Origin of the sequence: Methylobacter sp. S3L5C, assembly GCF_022788635.1 — a bacterium.
Lineage (GTDB): Bacteria > Pseudomonadota > Gammaproteobacteria > Methylococcales > Methylomonadaceae > Methylobacter_C.
In genome coordinates this window covers 4,429,161-4,445,458 of the sequence record NZ_CP076024.1, presented here as the reverse complement: position 1 = coordinate 4,445,458, position 16,298 = coordinate 4,429,161, and the positions used below count along the sequence as shown (strand labels likewise).

Sequence of the window (16,298 nt, the reverse complement as noted above, 5' to 3'; positions counted from 1 at the left end):
GCTCAACATGTCTATGCTAATCGTTCGGGTCTTAAAAGTTGAATCCGAAAAAAACTAAACAATGAAGGCTAACCAATGTCCACCTTAACAAATCCTCAAATCGCACACTCCGCAAGCGGACTACTAACGGATCTCGATATTTTTTTGTTTAAACAAGGCAACGATTTTCGTCTGTATGAAAAATTGGGGGCGCATCTTATTAACGTCAATGGCGTAACAGGCACTCACTTTTCTGTATGGGCACCCAATGCTGCTGCGGTTTCGGTCATCGGTGACTTCAATCACTGGGATTCAGTCACGAATGCCTTACAACTGCGCAGCGACGAATCGGGGATTTGGGAAGGCTTTGTGGCCGAGGTCAGCTCAGGGGCGTTGTATAAATACCGCATCGTTGCCCGCGACGGAAACACCGCCGACAAAGCCGATCCCTTTGCATTCTACGGGGAGTTGCCGCCATTAACGGCGTCCCGTGTATGGAAACTTGATTATTCCTGGAACGATAAGGACTGGATGACGCAGCGTGGTGAAAAAAATCGGCTCAGTTCACCCTGCTCGATTTACGAAGTGCATCTGGGCTCTTGGCGCAGAGTTCCTGAAGATGGCAACCGCTCCCTCACCTATCGCGAGATGGCAGAATACTTGCCGCGTTACGTTGCAGAAATGAATTTTACCCACGTTGAGTTCATGCCGGTCACAGAGCATCCCTTTTATGGCTCCTGGGGCTATGAAACCACCGGTTTTTTCGCGCCCACAGCACGTTACGGTACGCCACAGGATTTCATGTTTTTGATCGAAACCCTACATCAGCAAGGTATAGGTGTGATTCTGGACTGGGTTCCGGCACATTTCCCGGATGACGCGCATGGCCTTGGTCATTTTGATGGCACTTTTCTCTACGAGCACGCTGACCCACGCCAAGGCTTTCAACCGGACTGGCATAGTTTGCTGTTCAATTATGGCCGAAACGAGGTGCGCGCTTTTCTGACCAGTAGTGCGTTGTACTGGCTGGATAAATATCATATTGACGGACTACGCATCGACGCAGTGACGGCGATGCTTTATCTGGATTATGGGCGCAAGGAAGATCAATGGATTCCAAACAGCTTGGGCGGCCGCGAGAACCTGGATGCGATTACCTTCCTGCACAATCTAAACGAGGCTATCTATCGTGATTATCCCGATACCCAGACTTTTGCCGAAGAATCAACGTCTTGGCCTATGGTCTCCCGTCCTGTTAATCAAGGTGGACTGGGCTTTGGTCTGAAGTGGAATATGGGCTGGATGCATGACACGCTGAGCTATTTTTCAGAAGATCCACTGAACCGGAAATTTCATCATGCCCAGCTTATTTTCAGCATATGGTATGCGTTCTCGGAAAACTTCGTGCTGGCTTTGTCCCATGATGAAGTGGTCTACGGCAAGCGTTCGCTGCTTGAAAAAATGCCCGGTGATGAATGGCAACAGTTTGCCAATCTGCGCTTGCTCTATGGTTATATGTGGGGCCATCCCGGTAAGAAATTGTTATTCATGGGCTGCGAATTCGGACAAAAAGCAGAGTGGCAGCACGAAGCAGCTCTGGACTGGGAGGCCTTCGGTAATTGTCAATGTAGTTGTCGCCTCGACGGTTAAATCTTACTCTGGTTTGTTTTCTAAATAATCACTTCCTTGGTAGCATTTTTTTGTTTAGACCTTGTCTGGGTTAAGGTGGGCTGTCTGGATTTTTTCCCAATTACGGGAACTTCCAGTCCAGCGTTGCGGATGTTTAGCACGTGCTGCTTCGTAGACGACTTTACGGTTATCCAGAAGCTTGTCGTCCAAGCCTTCATGGCGTTGCGCTGGAGTAATAAACCGAATAGCGCTGTGACGATGCTCATGGTTGTACCATTCCACTAAGCTTGTGACCCACTGACGCGCTTCCGTAACATCGGCGAACGGCTTTAGCGGATAGTTAGGACGATATTTCAAGGTCTTAAACAACGATTCTGAGTACGGATTATCGTTGCTAACCGATGGCCGACTAAACGAAGGCATGACACCCAGTTGTTGCAAGGTCGCCAGCATAGTCGATCCCTTCATCGGACTGCCGTTGTCAGAATGCAGGATAAGCTGTTCTGCCTGTATCCCTTCACGATGACAGAGATCACGTAACAATTCGCCAGCCAAGGCGCTGTTTTCTTCTTCATACACCTGCCAACCGACGATCTTTCGGCTGAAAATATCAACAAATAGATACAGATAGAAAAACTGTCCACGGATCAGTGATGGCAGATAAGTAATGTCCCAACTGTACAGTTGATTAGGTGCTGTAGCACATGCCGCGCGTGGCTTTGTTCGTGTTTGAGCCGGACGTTCGCTACGCCGATGGGTAAGCTGTTTTTCCTCGCGCAGGATGCGATAGAAGGTCGACTCAGACGCCAGATAGCTACCTTGGTCGGCCAGTCGTGGCACGATCTGACTCGGTGGCAGATGACCAAATTCATCTGAATTAGCGACGATCAGCACCTCGGCACGCTCGATTGCTGTTAGTTTGTGTGGCGGTTGATAGTCACGCAAGGGGCGTTGATCGCAGTGAATCGTCTCACCTGTCTGCCAGCGTTGTAAGGTACGCTCACTAAGTCCTAATACTTCACAGGCTTTAGCTTGACGTGCTCCCGCAGTTACTGATTCATTAAGTAAAGCAATCACTTGTTCGCGCTCTTCGTGGCCAGTCATTCGACCTCTCCCCCCAAGAGCGCCCGGAACTTTTTTTGCAGTACCAACAGCGCTGCGGCTTCTGCTAAGGCTTTGTCTTTACGCAATAAATTGCGCTCAAGGCTTTGGACTTCTTCTTTCAATATACGCAGGACCCGCGCTTCTTCACGCTTGTCTACTAAGTCATCCTGGCGGCAGAAATCAGCTTTCCATTGTTCCAACTGATGAATAAAAACGCCGCGTTCACGACACCAGGCATTTAAGTCTTCACCGATCAAATTATAGGTTTTTTGTAAAGCAGTAAAGCGTTCTTCAGAGCTCCAATCTTCGGGACGCTTTGATTTTAGCGGTGCAAGTTTGACGTCCTGTTCCTTCTGTTTCATCCAAGCCTTCAAGGTTGTTAAATGGATATTCAATTCGTTTGCGACGGACTGAACTGATTGGTCATTACTACGATTGTATACTTTTACCAGGGCCTGCTCTCTGAAGCCTACTGAATACCTTTTATATTTTTTCATTTCTACTCTCAAATTTTATTTTTTCTTAAAAGTTGAGGCGACAACTATTCTGACGCAGGGGGGCCTTGTATTCGTCCAGACACTCGGGACTAAAACGCTGGGTCGAGGATTTGAATAGCTTTTACCGGGTTGAACCTGCGCTATATCAGCAGGATTTTAGTCGCGACGGCTTTCAATGGATGGATTGTAACTACACTGAAAAGAGCGTGATCAGTTTTGTGCGCCGTGGTCACAATCCTGACGATACGCTATTGGTGGTGTGTAATTTTACGCCTGTCGTCCGCGAGAATTACCTGGTCGGCGTGCCCGAAGGCGGCTACTGGTTTGAAGTACTGAACAGTGACACTGAACTCTATGGCGGCAGTGGCGTAGGCAATTTTGGCGGTGTTGAGGCTGACCTTGTCTCTATCGGTGAAATGTATCACTCAGTAATGCTTCGGTTACCGCCACTCGGTGTGTTGTTCTTTAAGCAGGGAAGTGGATTATGAAAATTCCGAAAAGACTCGATGGCAGACGTCGTGTGGTCATAGAAAATGTGCAACCTGAAATCGATGACGGGCGCTTCCCACTCAAGCGGGTATTGGGATAGAACGTGGAAGTAATGGCGAATGCGTTCGCTGATAGTCACGATAGAATATCTTGTGTGCTACGTTATCGTCACCACTCGGAAAACGAATGGCGAGAAGTAGCAATGCTGCCGTTGGGAAGTGATCGCTGGAGTGCATCATTCCTTCTGACCGAACTTGGATGCTATGTCTATACGATTACGGCGTGGATCGATCATTTTTTCCCCTGGCAGCATGATTTTGTCGCCCGAACATATGCCCAAGATATTACCTTAGCGTTACGGGGCGGCGCCAAGCTGGTCGAAGAAGCGGCGAGGCTTAGCGATGTCGAGTATCAATTACAGCTCCAGAAACTGGCTAAGAAACTGCGCAGCGCCAACGTGGAGGCAGCAACAACCCTGGCACTGTCCGAAACCCTGTCTAGCCTGATGAAGCATTATCCGGATCGCAGTCTGACAACGGATTATCCTACGCAGTTGAGCGTGTGGTCAGAGCCGAAAAGAGCGCAATTCAGCAGCTGGTACGAATTTTTCCCTCGCTCTTGCGTCGGCGACGACATGAATCATGGTAGCTTCGCGGCATGCGAAAAGCACTTGTCCTATGTCGCCGAAATGGGCTTCGACGTGGTGTATTTACCACCGATACATCCTATTGGCCTGAGCAAACGCAAGGGAGCAAATAATGTACTGCTCGCCAGTAAAAGCGATGTTGGCAGTCCGTGGGCAATAGGTTCCGCAGAAGGCGGGCATAAATCAGTCCATCCGCAACTAGGTACGCTGGACGACTTCAAGAGCCTGGTTAGCAGGGCTAAGGAATTGGGTATAGCTATTGCCATCGATATCGCCTTTCAGTGTTCTCCTGATCATCCCTATCTGCGCGAGCATCCGGAATGGTTTAGCCACCGGGCAGATGGCAGCACCCAGTATGCTGAAAATCCGCCAAAGAAATATGAAGACATAGTCCCGTTCAATTTCGAATGCGATAACTGGAATGAGTTATGGCAAGAATTGCTGGAGGTATTTTTGTTCTGGATCAAGCAAGGGATTTGCATCTTTCGTGTTGACAACCCGCATACCAAACCGTTTCCGTTTTGGGAATGGCTGATAGCCGAAGTAAAACGCGAGCACCCCGAGACGATTTTTCTGGCTGAAGTCTTTACCCGTCCAAAAGTCACTTACCGTCTGGCTAAGCTTGGTTTTAGCCAGTCCTATACTTATTTCTCTTGGCGCAATACTAAACGCAAACTGGTCAGCTATTTCACCGAACTTACCCGCACCGAAGTCTCGGACTATTTCCGTTCCAATCTGTGGCCGAATACACCGGATATTTTGCCTGAATACTTGCAGTTTGACGGTCGCCCGGCGTTCATGTTACGTCTGGTGCTGGCTGCTACCCTGGGCGCAAATTATGGCATCTACGGCCCGGCTTACGAGTTGATGGAGGCGATCCCGCGCGATACAGGATCAGAAGACTATCTTGATTCCGAAAAATACCAGGTGCGCAGCTGGAAGCTTGATCGTGAAGATACGCTAAAAGATTTTATCACTCGTGTAAACAGGATACGCAAGGAAAATGAGGTACTGCAACAGAATAAGAGCCTGCAATTTTTTCATGTGGACAACGATAACCTACTTTGTTACGCAAAGACGACGCCGGATAACGCCAGAAATAATTCTGGTGGTCGCTAATCTGGATCCGCAGCATAGTCAATCCGGCTGGGTCACCCTGCCGCTGACGAGTCTTGGTCTGGATGCAGAACATTCTTATCAGGTACAGGATCTGTTGACGTCCGCAGGTTTTTTGTGGAATGGTCCGCGTAACTTCGTAGACATAAATCCCCAGGTAGCGCCCGCGCATATTTTTAAATTGCGCAGGCGAATTCGTACCGAACACGATTTCGATTATTTTTTGTAAGGGGCAACCATGCACAAATCCAAACCCGGCGAGCCAACTCATGCTCTCACAGACAATACCACCTGGATGAAGGACCCGCTCTGGTTTAAGGATGCGGTTATTTATGAGCTACACATCAAAGCTTTTTTTGACAGTAATAATAACGGCACCGGAGATTTTGCCGGGCTGATACAAAAGCTCGATTATTTACAGAACTTGGGGGTTAATACGCTCTGGCTATTACCTTTTTATCCCTCGCCAATGCGCGACGACGGTTATGATATCGCCGACTATCGCAACATCCATCCCGAATACGGCACGATGGTTGATTTCAAGAAATTTATAAAAGAGGCTCATCGCCGTGGCCTCAAGGTCATCACCGAGATGGTCATTAACCACACCTCCGACCAGCATCCCTGGTTTCAGGAGGCGCGTCGGGCGCCGGAAGGCTCCAGTAAGCGGGATTTTTATGTCTGGAGCGATAGCAAGCAGAAATTTCCCGAAACCCGCATCATTTTTAATGATACCGAGCAGTCCAACTGGGCTTGGGATGAACAGGCTCAAGCCTATTACTGGCATCGTTTTTTCTCCCATCAGCCCGACCTTAATTTCAATAACCCGCAGGTGGTCAAGGCTATTATCCGGCTGATGCGCTTTTGGCTGGATCTGGGTGTGGACGGAATGCGTCTGGATGCTATCCCCTATCTGTGTGTGCAAGAGGGCACCCAAAACGAAAACCTGCCCCAAACTCACGCGGTTATCAAACAAATGCGCGCGGTGCTTGATGCAGATTATCCGAATGTGGTGTTTCTCGCTGAAGTCAACCAGTGGCCTGAAGATGTGTGCGACTATTTCAGTGACGGCGATGAATGCCAGATGGCCTATCATTTTCCGCTGATGCCAAGGATGTACATGGCCATCGCTCAGGAAGATCGACATCCTATCGTCGATATCATGCGTCAGACGCCTGATATTCCGGAAAATTGCCAATGGGCTATCTTCCTTCGCAATCACGACGAACTAACGCTAGAAATGGTCACTGACAAGGAACGTGACTATATGTACCAGATGTATGTCGGTGATCCTCGCGCCCGCATCAACGTCGGTATACGTCGGCGTTTGGCGCCGCTGATGGATAATGAGATCGACAAAATCAAGCTGATGAACAGTTTGCTGCTGTCGATGCCGGGTACACCCATCATCTACTACGGTGATGAAATTGGCATGGGCGACAACTTCTTCCTGGGCGATCGCAATGGTGTGCGTACGCCCATGCAATGGAGTCCGGATCGTAATGCGGGATTTTCTCACGCTGATCCACAGCGCCTGTATCTTCCACCTGTTATGGATACTGTCTATGGCTACGAGTCCGTCAATGTTGAGGCGCAGTTACGCGACCGAGCTTCGCTGCTGAACTGGATGCAGCGAGTGCTGGCTTTGCGCAAGAATCATCAGGCCTTCGGTCGCGGGGAACTGGTTTTTTTACATCCCCGAAACCGCAAAATACTGGCCTATTTCAGACTTTACGAAGACGACGTTATTTTGTGCGTGACCAACCTGTCGCGTGCTGCGCAGGCGTTGGAGCTTGATCTGTCGGCCTATAAAGGCTGTGTGCCCGTCGAATTAATGGGACGCACGGCTTTTCCACCTATCGGCGAATTACCTTATATGCTGACTTTGCCTGGGCATAACTATTACTGGTTTAAGCTGACCAATAGCGAACAAGCACCGGCTTGGCATCAGGAATCCCTGCCACTCGAAGATACGCCGACGCTGGTGTTGTTCGAGGGTTGGCGCAGCTTCTTTCGTGATCGGGTTGTAGCCTGGCGTAGTGCTACAGCGGAGCAAGTCCGCAAACAGCTTGAAGTCGATGCCTTACCACGCTTTGTCGCAGCGCAGCATTGGTATGGTGGCAAGGCTAAATTTGTGCAACGCGTAACTCTTAGCGATTACGCCGAACTGGTAACTAACGACTATAAATGGCTGCTAACCCTTTGCCGAATTGAAGGTCCAGCCTCCGAACCACTGACCTGTTTCTTGCCACTCGCGTTGGCTTGGGACAATGACGATAAGGAACGTCTGCACATAATGTCGCCGACCACCGTAGCCAGAGTTCGCCAGCAGTCTCGTATCGGCATCATCGGCGATGCGTTTGCTGACGCTGCCTTTTGTCGCGCTGTGGTACAGACCATTAGCCTGGATCAAACGCTAACTTGCGAACAAGGCGTTATTTGTTTTTTACCCACAACTGCCTTTTCGGCTATGGACAGGGAAACCTATACCCAACTGCCGGTTCATCAATCTGCCACACTGGGCAGTAATACTGCAGTGATACTGGGTGAACAGTTATTCCTGAAAGGCTATCGGCATCTGCAAACAGGTACGCACCCAGAATTTGAGATCGGACATTTTTTGACCAACGTCGCTCACTTCCCAAATGCCGCGCCGGTGTTTGGCGTAGTCGAGTATCAAGGCAAAGACGGTAACAATATGACGCTTGCCTTGCTTCAGGGTTATGTCGAAAATCAGGGCGATGGCTGGAACTACACACTGAATTATCTGGAGCGATTTCTTGAAGAATATCGCACCGCTGTAGAACCGGCTAAACCGGCAGCAGAGACCCATAGCGCCTACCTGGTTCTAATCAGCACCCTCGGCCAGCGTACCGGTGAACTGCATGCTGCGCTAGGCCAAGTTACTGGCAACCAGGCTTTCGATCCCGAACCGGTAAGCGACAACGAACTCACAGACTGGGTGTCGCATGTGCAAAAGGAAGCTATAGCGACGCTGGATCAGCTTGAACATCAATTAGAGGGACTAGGTCACACCGTTCAAAACTCGGCAAAAGCTCTGCTCGCACAGCGCAAAATCATTACGGAGCGCCTGAGTGCCTGCATTTCTGGACAGCTTAAAGCGTCCAAGACCCGCTACCATGGCGATTATCATCTTGGCCAAGTGCTAATCGCCCAAAATGATTTTGTCATCATCGATTTTGAGGGTGAACCGGTACGTCCGTTCTCCGAGCGTTGCTACAAACATTCGCCGTTGCGGGATGTGGCCGGAATGTTGCGCTCGTTTAACTATGCCGCCGATACCGCACTGGCAAATACTTGCGCCGAGAACCCCTCAGATTTAGCAAAATTTGAACCACTGGTACGCGCCTGGGAAGCCGAGGTCTGCCGGAGTTTTCTTGCCGCCTATGAGCTGGCAGCACACATTTCCGGACTGACCGAAACGGATACCCCGCAACGGGGCTTACTGGACCTGTTCTTGTTGGAAAAAGCACTGTACGAACTGCGCTATGAACTAAACGGCAGACCTGACTGGATAGCTATTCCGCTCTGCGGCATCTTGTCGCTGTTGCAACCGGCAACCTAACTATTTACTTAAAAGAATTTAATTTAGAGGAATCACGATGACTAATCCGATAACAACCGTATGGCCTGGCCGCCCCTATCCACGTGGTGCTTACTGGGATGGCGAAGGTGTAAATTTTGCGATTTTTTCCGAACATGCCGAAAAAGTCGAACTGTGCCTATTTGACACGAAAGGCAAGACCGAAGTCCAGCGTATCGAACTGAAAGAATGTAGCGATATGATCTGGCACTGCTATTTACCCGAGGCGCGTCCAGGGCTGCTTTATGGTTTACGTGTACATGGACCTTACTGTCCCGAGGAGGGACACCGCTTCAATCCGCACAAACTGTTGATAGAACCCTATGCGAAAGACATCGTCGGGACGCCGCGCTGGAGCGACGCTCATTTCGGTTACAGTATCGGCAGCAAGCATGAAGACCTGTCTTTTAATCGAAAGGACAATGCCAGTGTCATGCCCAAATGCCGGGTTGTCGATCAGTCATTTAACTGGGGTAATGATCAACCGCCCGACATACGCTGGCACGAGATGGTGATTTATGAGCTGCACGTCAAAGGCTTTACAATGCAGCACCCGGACATTCCTGCCAAGTTTCGCGGCACCTACGCCGGCTTGGCAATGGCGCCGGCTATCGAACACCTCAAGAGTCTGGGCGTGACCACGGTTGAACTGTTACCGGTACATACCTTTCTCGACGACCGTTATCTGGTCGAACAAGACCTTCGCAACTACTGGGGCTATAACTCGATAGGTTTTTTGGCCCCCGACTCACGGTATTCGGCCAGCGGCGAAATCAGTGAATTTAAAACCATGGTAAAGGCCCTGCATAAGGCAGGCATTGAAGTAATTCTCGATGTGGTCTACAACCATACCGCCGAAGGTAATCATTTGGGCCCTACCTTGTCGTTCCGGGGTTTAGACAATGCGTCCTACTATCGACTGACCGGAGACAATCCGCGCTATAACATGGATTACACCGGTTGCGGCAATACTCTGGACATGCAGCAATCCTGTGTACTCCAGTTACTGATGGATAGCCTGCGTTATTGGGTACTGGACATGCATGTGGACGGTTTTCGTTTTGACCTCGCTTCCGCGCTGGCCAGAGAGTTTCATGAAGTCAACCAGCTGGGCACCTTCTTTGATACCATACGCCAAGATCCGGTACTGAGCACGATCAAACTGATCGCCGAACCCTGGGATCTGGGCGAAGGCGGTTATCAGGTCGGTAATTTTCCCTTGGGCTGGGCGGAATGGAATGACAAGTATCGCGATTGTATTCGTTCCTATTGGAAAGGCGACGGAGGACTACTTGGAGAACTGGCGCAACGCCTGACCGGTTCCAGTGATCTTTATGAACGCAGCGGGCGAAAACCGCATGCCAGTATCAATTTCATCAATGCGCACGACGGTTTTACCCTGCATGATCTGGTGACTTATGACGGAAAGCATAACGAGGCCAATCATGAAGATAACCGCGACGGCAATGACAACAACCGTTCCTGGAATTGCGGCGTCGAAGGAGAAACCGACGACCCTGAAATTAATACCTTGCGCGCTCGTCAAAAACGCAATCTTCTCGCTACCCTGATGTTTTCACAAGGGGTTCCGATGCTGCTAGCCGGCGACGAGATGGGGCGTACCCAGCAGGGCAATAACAATGCCTATTGTCAGGACAATGCGATTAGCTGGCTAAACTGGGATTTGAAGCCGCAGGATAAGGATTTACTGGAATTCACTCAGCGCATTATCAAGTTGCGCAAGGAACATCCGTTGTTGCGGCGGCGCTATTTCTTTCAGGGACGGCCTATTCGTGGCGGCGAGGTAAAAGATCTCATCTGGCTTAATCCGGATGGAGCCGAGATGAGCGATGAAGACTGGAATCAAGCCTTCTCGCGTTGTCTGGGCGTACACATGGTCGGCGATACCCTGCGCGAAACCGACGAACGTGGACGACGTTTACTGGACAACAACCTGTTGTTGTTGATCAATGCCCATCATGAGGAAATTGCTTTTACGCTGCCGGAATTCGACGAGCATAACCGTTGGGACGTCTTACTCGATACCTTTGATAACACCGGCACGCCCGAAGCTTCGCGCTACAAAGCAGGACAAGCCTATCCGGTGCAGGGACGGTCTCTGGTGCTGTTAAAACAAGGCAAAATATCATGAACAGCGTGCATGACATGCCGTTTGGAGCTTGTCTGCTGACTGATCGTAGCACCCGTTTCCGTCTATGGGCACCGGCAGTCCATCAGGTTGAGCTATTACTAAATAACGGCAACGAACACGACCTCATCTTAACCATGCATTCGCAGGAAGACGGTTGGTTTGAAATCCTCACCTCGCCGTTACAGGCAAGACCTGGAACTTTATATAAATACCGGCTGGATGGCGAGCTGGTTGTGCCCGATCCGGTATCCCGTAGGAATCCCCGGGACGTGCATGACTCCAGTCAGGTCGTCGATGCGGCCGCTTTTCTGTGGCAGGACGATGATTGGCCCGGTCGCCCTTGGCATGAAGCGGTCATCTATGAACTCCATCTGGGTACGTTTACGAAAGAAGGTACTTTCGCAGCTGCCATGCAACGCCTCGATTATCTGGTGAACTTAGGTATCACTGCGATTGAATTGATGCCGGTAGCCGATTTTCCAGGCACCCGCAACTGGGGCTACGACGGCGTGCTGCTGTTTGCGCCCGACAGTTGTTACGGTACGCCGGACGAACTGAAGGCACTGGTGCAGGCGGCGCATGCGCGTGGCTTAATGATATTGCTCGACGTGGTCTACAATCATTTTGGGCCGGATGGTAATTATCTGCATGCCTATGCGCCGCAGTTCTTTAGCGAGAACCATCATACGCCGTGGGGCGAGGCCATTAATTTTGACGGTCAAAGCAGCCGCACCGTCCGCGACTTCTTTATTCATAATGCCTTGTACTGGCTGGAAGAATACCATTTCGATGGACTAAGACTCGACGCAGTGCACGCCATTGTCGATCAGAGTCGACCCGACATCGTCGAGGAACTGGCAGCAAAGGTCCAGGAAGGGCCCGGACGCACAAGGCATATCCATCTGATACTGGAGAACGACGCCAATAACGCGGGCTATCTCCAGCAAGGAACCATTGCTGCTCAGTGGAATGATGACTGTCACCATGCTTTGCATCTTCTGCTGACCGGGGAACGCGACGGCTATTATGTTGATTATGCCGATCAGCCGGTACGCCATCTGGCACGTTGTCTGGCTGAAGGCTTTGCATTCCAGGGCGAGCCTTCGGTCTTTCGCGAAGGTCAATCGCGCGGTGAGTCTAGTGGACATCTATCGCCTGGAGCCTTTATTAATTTTAGCCAGACCCACGACCAGATAGGCAACCGTGCTTACGGCGAGCGTATTTCCATGCTTGCGCAGCAAAAACCGCTACAGGTTGCGCTGGCTGTGTTGCTGCTAGCCCCATCTCCACCGATGCTGTTTATGGGCGAAGAGTTTGCAGCGGCAACGCCTTTCCAGTTTTTCTGCGATTTCAATGGTGAATTAGCCGAGGCGGTCACCGAAGGCAGGCGGCGCGAATTTTCCGGTTTCCGTAAATTCGCCGATCCTGCTGTGCGTGCACAGATTCCCGATCCTAACGATAAATCTACTTTTGAACGCTGCAAACTCGATTGGGACTGTCTCGATGAGCCTCACCACAAGGCATGGCTTGAACATTACCGTAATTTACTGGCGCTACGAAATGAACATATAGTCCCACGATTACCAGGTATCGGCGGCAGCGCTACATTCAAATTGATCGGGGCTACGGGTCTGGTTGTGTTCTGGCATGTGGGCGACTCCGCTCGACTTACGCTGTTGGCTAACCTAGGTGACAGTGCTGTTCAAGGCGCAGTTAATGCAGTCTATCCTGCTGGAGATGAGATTAAGACAATCTATCTTAGCCAGCCCGACCTGCCTGACAGCTTTGCCTCCGGCCAAATGCCACCATGGTCTGTGGCCTGGTTCATTGAGGAGTTACAGCCATGAAACACATTGATATACTCACACCGCTCGCCGTTTTAAACGATAGTGCGCCGGTTGTTTCGGTTACATTACCAGACCCACAAATAGACAGAACCAACCACTGGCTAACGCGAGAAGACGATAAACGTGAACAAGCGTCGTTTCAGCCCCCGACGCCACACATTCCTTTATCCACCTATCGTCTGCAATTCAATCGCGATTTTACCTTTAATCAGGCGACAGCAATTATCCCCTACCTTAAGGCTCTGGGCATCTCGCATCTGTATGCCTCGCCCTATTTGAAGGCGCGGCCGGGCAGTCGACATGGCTACGACATTATCGACCACAATACCTTAAACCCTGAGATCGGCACTTACGCCGATTTTGAGCGGCTCTGTGCAATACTGGCTGAGCACGGTATGAGTCAAGTCCTTGATCTGGTGCCTAACCATATGGGCGTACAGGGAGCCGATAATGCCTGGTGGCTGGATGTACTGGAAAATGGTCAAGCTTCTGCACATGCCGGGTTTTTCGACATAGACTGGACTCCAATAAAGCTTAATCTGCACGGCAAGGTGTTGTTACCGGTGTTGGCTAACCGTTATGGACAGGAGCTGGAAAATGCAAAATTACAACTGAACTTTGATGCAGAGTCTGGTGAATTTGCCATTTATTACTTTGGACACCACTTTCCGGTGGATCCTGCCGAGTACCCACAAATCCTGGCGTATCGCATTGATATCTTAAGCGCGCTATTGGGACTGGACAATCCGATATTAATGGAATATCAAAGCCTGATCACTGCGTTTCGTAATCTTCCTTGCCGGGATGAGCATTTGCCTGAACGTCAACTTGAGCGTAGGCGCGACAAGGAAGTCTATAAGCGTCATCTGGCCAGCCAGGTTAAACAGTCTGCCGATATCGCCGGATTTCTGGACGAAAATTTGCACTGTTTCAATGGGACGGCCGGAGAATCATCCAGCTTCGATAGGCTCCACGACTTGATTGAGGTGCAAGCATACCGGCTGGCGTTCTGGCGGGTGGCCTCAGACGAGATTAATTACCGGCGGTTTTTCGATATCAATGATCTTGCCGGATTGCGTATGGAGAACGACGAGGTTTTCGATGCGACCCATCAGTTAGTGCTAAGACTAGTTCAGGAAGGCAAGCTGGATGGTCTGCGACTGGATCATCCGGATGGTCTGTACGATCCGGAGGCATATTTTCACAAACTGCTTGAACAATGCAGTCGCACCGGCCACGCACCTTATTTGGTCGTGGAAAAAATCCTGGGGAACCATGAGGATTTGCGTACCAGTTGGCCGGTGCAGGGTACTGTGGGCTACGAATTCACCAATCTGCTCAATGGACTGTTTGTGGTTACCGGCGCCGCCCAGCGCATGCAACGCCTGTATAGCAGTTTTAGCGGAGAGCCTGTTAATTTCGATATTCTACTCTACCGATCCAAAATGCTGGTCATGAAAACCGCCTTAGCGGGTGAACTTAATGTGTTAGCCAACCTGATCTCGAAAATTGCCGAGGCTGACCGCCAGACCCGTGATTATACCTTAAGCGGACTGCGTACAGCATTGGCTGAAATAGTCGCTTATTTTCCGGTTTATCGCGGCTACATCAGCGCCCGTGCAGTGATCGCGGAAGACCTTCGTAACATTGATCTGGCCATCGTAGCCGCCAAACGCAAAAGCACGACAGCCGATACCAGTATCTTTGACTTTTTGCATGACGTGCTGACACTCGCCGCCGCAGAGGGAAAATCGCCGGAGTACGCGGCCCAGATGCTTGCCTTTGCGATGAAATTTCAGCAATTCACCAGCCCGGTCATGGCGAAAGGCCTGGAAGATACCAGCGCCTATATCTATCATCGCTTACTATCGCTGAACGAGGTCGGTGGCGATCCACGTCGTTTCGGGGTAACCCTTAACGCCTTCCATAAAGCCAATCAGGCGCGCGCAGCTGATTGGCCGCATGCGATGCTGACCACATCCACTCACGACACCAAGCGCAGCGAGGATGTACGTGCCCGTCTCAATGTGCTATCCGAGTTGCCCGCTGCTTGGCGGCTGGCGCTAAAGCACTGGAGTCGCGTCAATATCAGTCTGAAACACACGGTAGACGGGTTACTGGTGCCGACAGCCAATGATGAATATTTCATCTATCAGACCTTGCTGGGTATTTGGCCGCCAAGCGATCCGGATCAAAATGAACTGGCGCAGTTGAGTGTGCGGGTATCTGAATACATGGTCAAGGCGGTACGCGAGGCCAAGGTTCATAGCAGCTGGGTAAACCCTAATACGGACTATGAAGATGCAGTATTGGCTTTTACCGATGCGTTAATAAAAGCGCCGATTGAAGGGGAATTTATGTCCGACTTTTTGCCTTTTCAGCGGCGAATTGCACGGCTAGGATTATTCAACAGCTTGTCACAGACCTTGATTAAGCTGACAGCGCCAGGTGTGCCGGACATCTATCAAGGTTGTGAATTGTTGGATTTCAGTTTGGTGGATCCTGATAACCGCCGGCCGGTTGATTTCACCCACCGTAAAACCCTGCTTGATGCGTTACAGACACTTGCCACACAAACGCCTCAACAGCGTAGTGTCGGAGTACGCGCATTATCCGACACGCTGGAAGATGGCCGGGGGAAACTGTTGGTAGTCAAGTCGGCGCTGGCATTACGAGAACGCAAGCCGGAGGTATTTTTGCAAGGAAGCTATGTCCCACTGGCAGTAAAAGGAGAGCAAGCCGCACATGTGTGCGCCTATGCGCGTATTGCAGGTAATAGCTACGTAATCACTGTGGCGCCGCGTTTTTTTGCGGGACTGACGGATGAAGCTACAATACTGCCGATCGGAGAAAAAATATGGGGAGATACTACCGTGGTTATACCTTTCCATAAGCGCGGCACTCACTATCTATGCGCCTTCACCGGGAAGGTGCTGGAACCGCAGCAGCGGCTCTCCGGATGGCGACTGTCTGTCGCACAGATGCTGGCAGAATTTCCGGTGGGACTGTTCGTCAGTGAAATAGTGTAATTCAATCAAAAGACCGTCATGTTTCAAGACTGCAACAGCTTATAAAACCTGTGGTATCTGTCCTGTTTACGGCTTCGGTACTCTAGTACTCAGTCAGTACTAATATGTCTAATATATAGCCTCCCACATATAATGCCTTTAGATTGACATTAATAAACCAATACTTCGGACAGTTTTTATAATTGGTACTTCATAAATAACAAGGC

The 16,298-nt window shown here is 50.4% G+C and carries 8 protein-coding genes and 2 pseudogenes; 9 read left to right on the top strand and 1 reads right to left on the bottom strand.

Translation table 11 applies throughout. The features are described 5' to 3' along the window. The first annotated feature begins 75 nt into the window (after positions 1-75). On the top strand, positions 76-1,629 hold the full coding sequence (gene glgB / locus KKZ03_RS19980) for a 1,4-alpha-glucan branching protein GlgB (RefSeq protein WP_243218505.1): 1,554 nt from the start codon (positions 76-78) through the stop codon (positions 1,627-1,629). A gap of 54 nt (positions 1,630-1,683) precedes the next feature. Here glgB and KKZ03_RS19975 read toward each other — a convergent pair. Then, positions 1,684-3,209 (bottom strand): annotated as a pseudogene (locus tag KKZ03_RS19975) (IS3 family transposase). Between the two features lie 65 nt (positions 3,210-3,274). Between KKZ03_RS19975 and KKZ03_RS19970 the strand changes: the two are divergent. From KKZ03_RS19970 to treY, 8 genes and pseudogenes are all read left to right on the top strand, one after another. Beyond that, positions 3,275-3,697 carry an alpha amylase C-terminal domain-containing protein gene (locus KKZ03_RS19970; protein WP_243218504.1) on the top strand — a complete coding sequence of 141 codons (423 nt, stop codon included), beginning with the start codon at positions 3,275-3,277 and terminating at the stop codon, positions 3,695-3,697. Then, a pseudogene (locus KKZ03_RS19965) lies at positions 3,694-4,209 on the top strand (maltotransferase domain-containing protein); the annotation flags it as partial. The gene KKZ03_RS19970 and the pseudogene KKZ03_RS19965, both read left to right, overlap by 4 nt. Beyond that, entirely contained in the window at positions 4,204-5,463 is a 1,260-nt protein-coding gene (locus KKZ03_RS19960) for an alpha-amylase family glycosyl hydrolase (protein ID WP_371744910.1), read from the top strand. The pseudogene KKZ03_RS19965 and the gene KKZ03_RS19960, both read left to right, overlap by 6 nt. Further along, positions 5,453-5,689 carry a hypothetical protein gene (locus KKZ03_RS19955; RefSeq protein ID WP_243218503.1) on the top strand — a complete coding sequence of 79 codons (237 nt, stop codon included), beginning with the start codon at positions 5,453-5,455 and terminating at the stop codon, positions 5,687-5,689. The genes KKZ03_RS19960 and KKZ03_RS19955 overlap by 11 nt, the downstream gene beginning before the upstream one ends. A 66-nt stretch (positions 5,690-5,755) precedes the next feature. Further along, positions 5,756-9,046 carry a maltose alpha-D-glucosyltransferase gene (gene treS, locus KKZ03_RS19950; RefSeq protein WP_243218502.1) on the top strand — a complete coding sequence of 1,097 codons (3,291 nt, stop codon included), beginning with the start codon at positions 5,756-5,758 and terminating at the stop codon, positions 9,044-9,046. Positions 9,047-9,083: 37 nt separating this feature from the next. Beyond that, the gene (glgX, locus tag KKZ03_RS19945; protein WP_243218501.1) at positions 9,084-11,216 is read left to right on the top strand and encodes a glycogen debranching protein GlgX; all 2,133 of its coding nucleotides are present in this window, start codon (positions 9,084-9,086) and stop codon (positions 11,214-11,216) included. Further along, a complete protein-coding gene (gene treZ, locus KKZ03_RS19940; RefSeq protein WP_243218500.1) occupies positions 11,213-13,063 on the top strand; it encodes a malto-oligosyltrehalose trehalohydrolase in 1,851 nt (616 codons plus the stop codon). Before glgX ends, treZ begins: the two co-directional genes overlap by 4 nt. Beyond that, positions 13,060-16,092: a malto-oligosyltrehalose synthase gene (gene treY / locus KKZ03_RS19935; protein ID WP_243218499.1), complete on the top strand. Its 3,033-nt coding sequence runs from the start codon at positions 13,060-13,062 to the stop codon at positions 16,090-16,092. The genes treZ and treY overlap by 4 nt, the downstream gene beginning before the upstream one ends. Positions 16,093-16,298: the final 206 nt, after the last annotated feature.

Excerpts from the sequence above, each read along its gene's own strand:
- glgB (WP_243218505.1), top strand. The coding sequence starts at position 76 with ATGTCCACCTTAACAAATCCTCAAATCGCACACTCCGCAAGCGGACTA.
- treZ (WP_243218500.1), top strand. The coding sequence starts at position 11,213 with ATGAACAGCGTGCATGACATGCCGTTTGGAGCTTGTCTGCTGACTGAT.
- treS (WP_243218502.1), top strand. The coding sequence starts at position 5,756 with ATGAAGGACCCGCTCTGGTTTAAGGATGCGGTTATTTATGAGCTACAC.
- treY (WP_243218499.1), top strand. The coding sequence starts at position 13,060 with ATGAAACACATTGATATACTCACACCGCTCGCCGTTTTAAACGATAGT.
- glgX (WP_243218501.1), top strand. The coding sequence starts at position 9,084 with ATGACTAATCCGATAACAACCGTATGGCCTGGCCGCCCCTATCCACGT.
- KKZ03_RS19960 (WP_371744910.1), top strand. The coding sequence starts at position 4,204 with ATGAAGCATTATCCGGATCGCAGTCTGACAACGGATTATCCTACGCAG.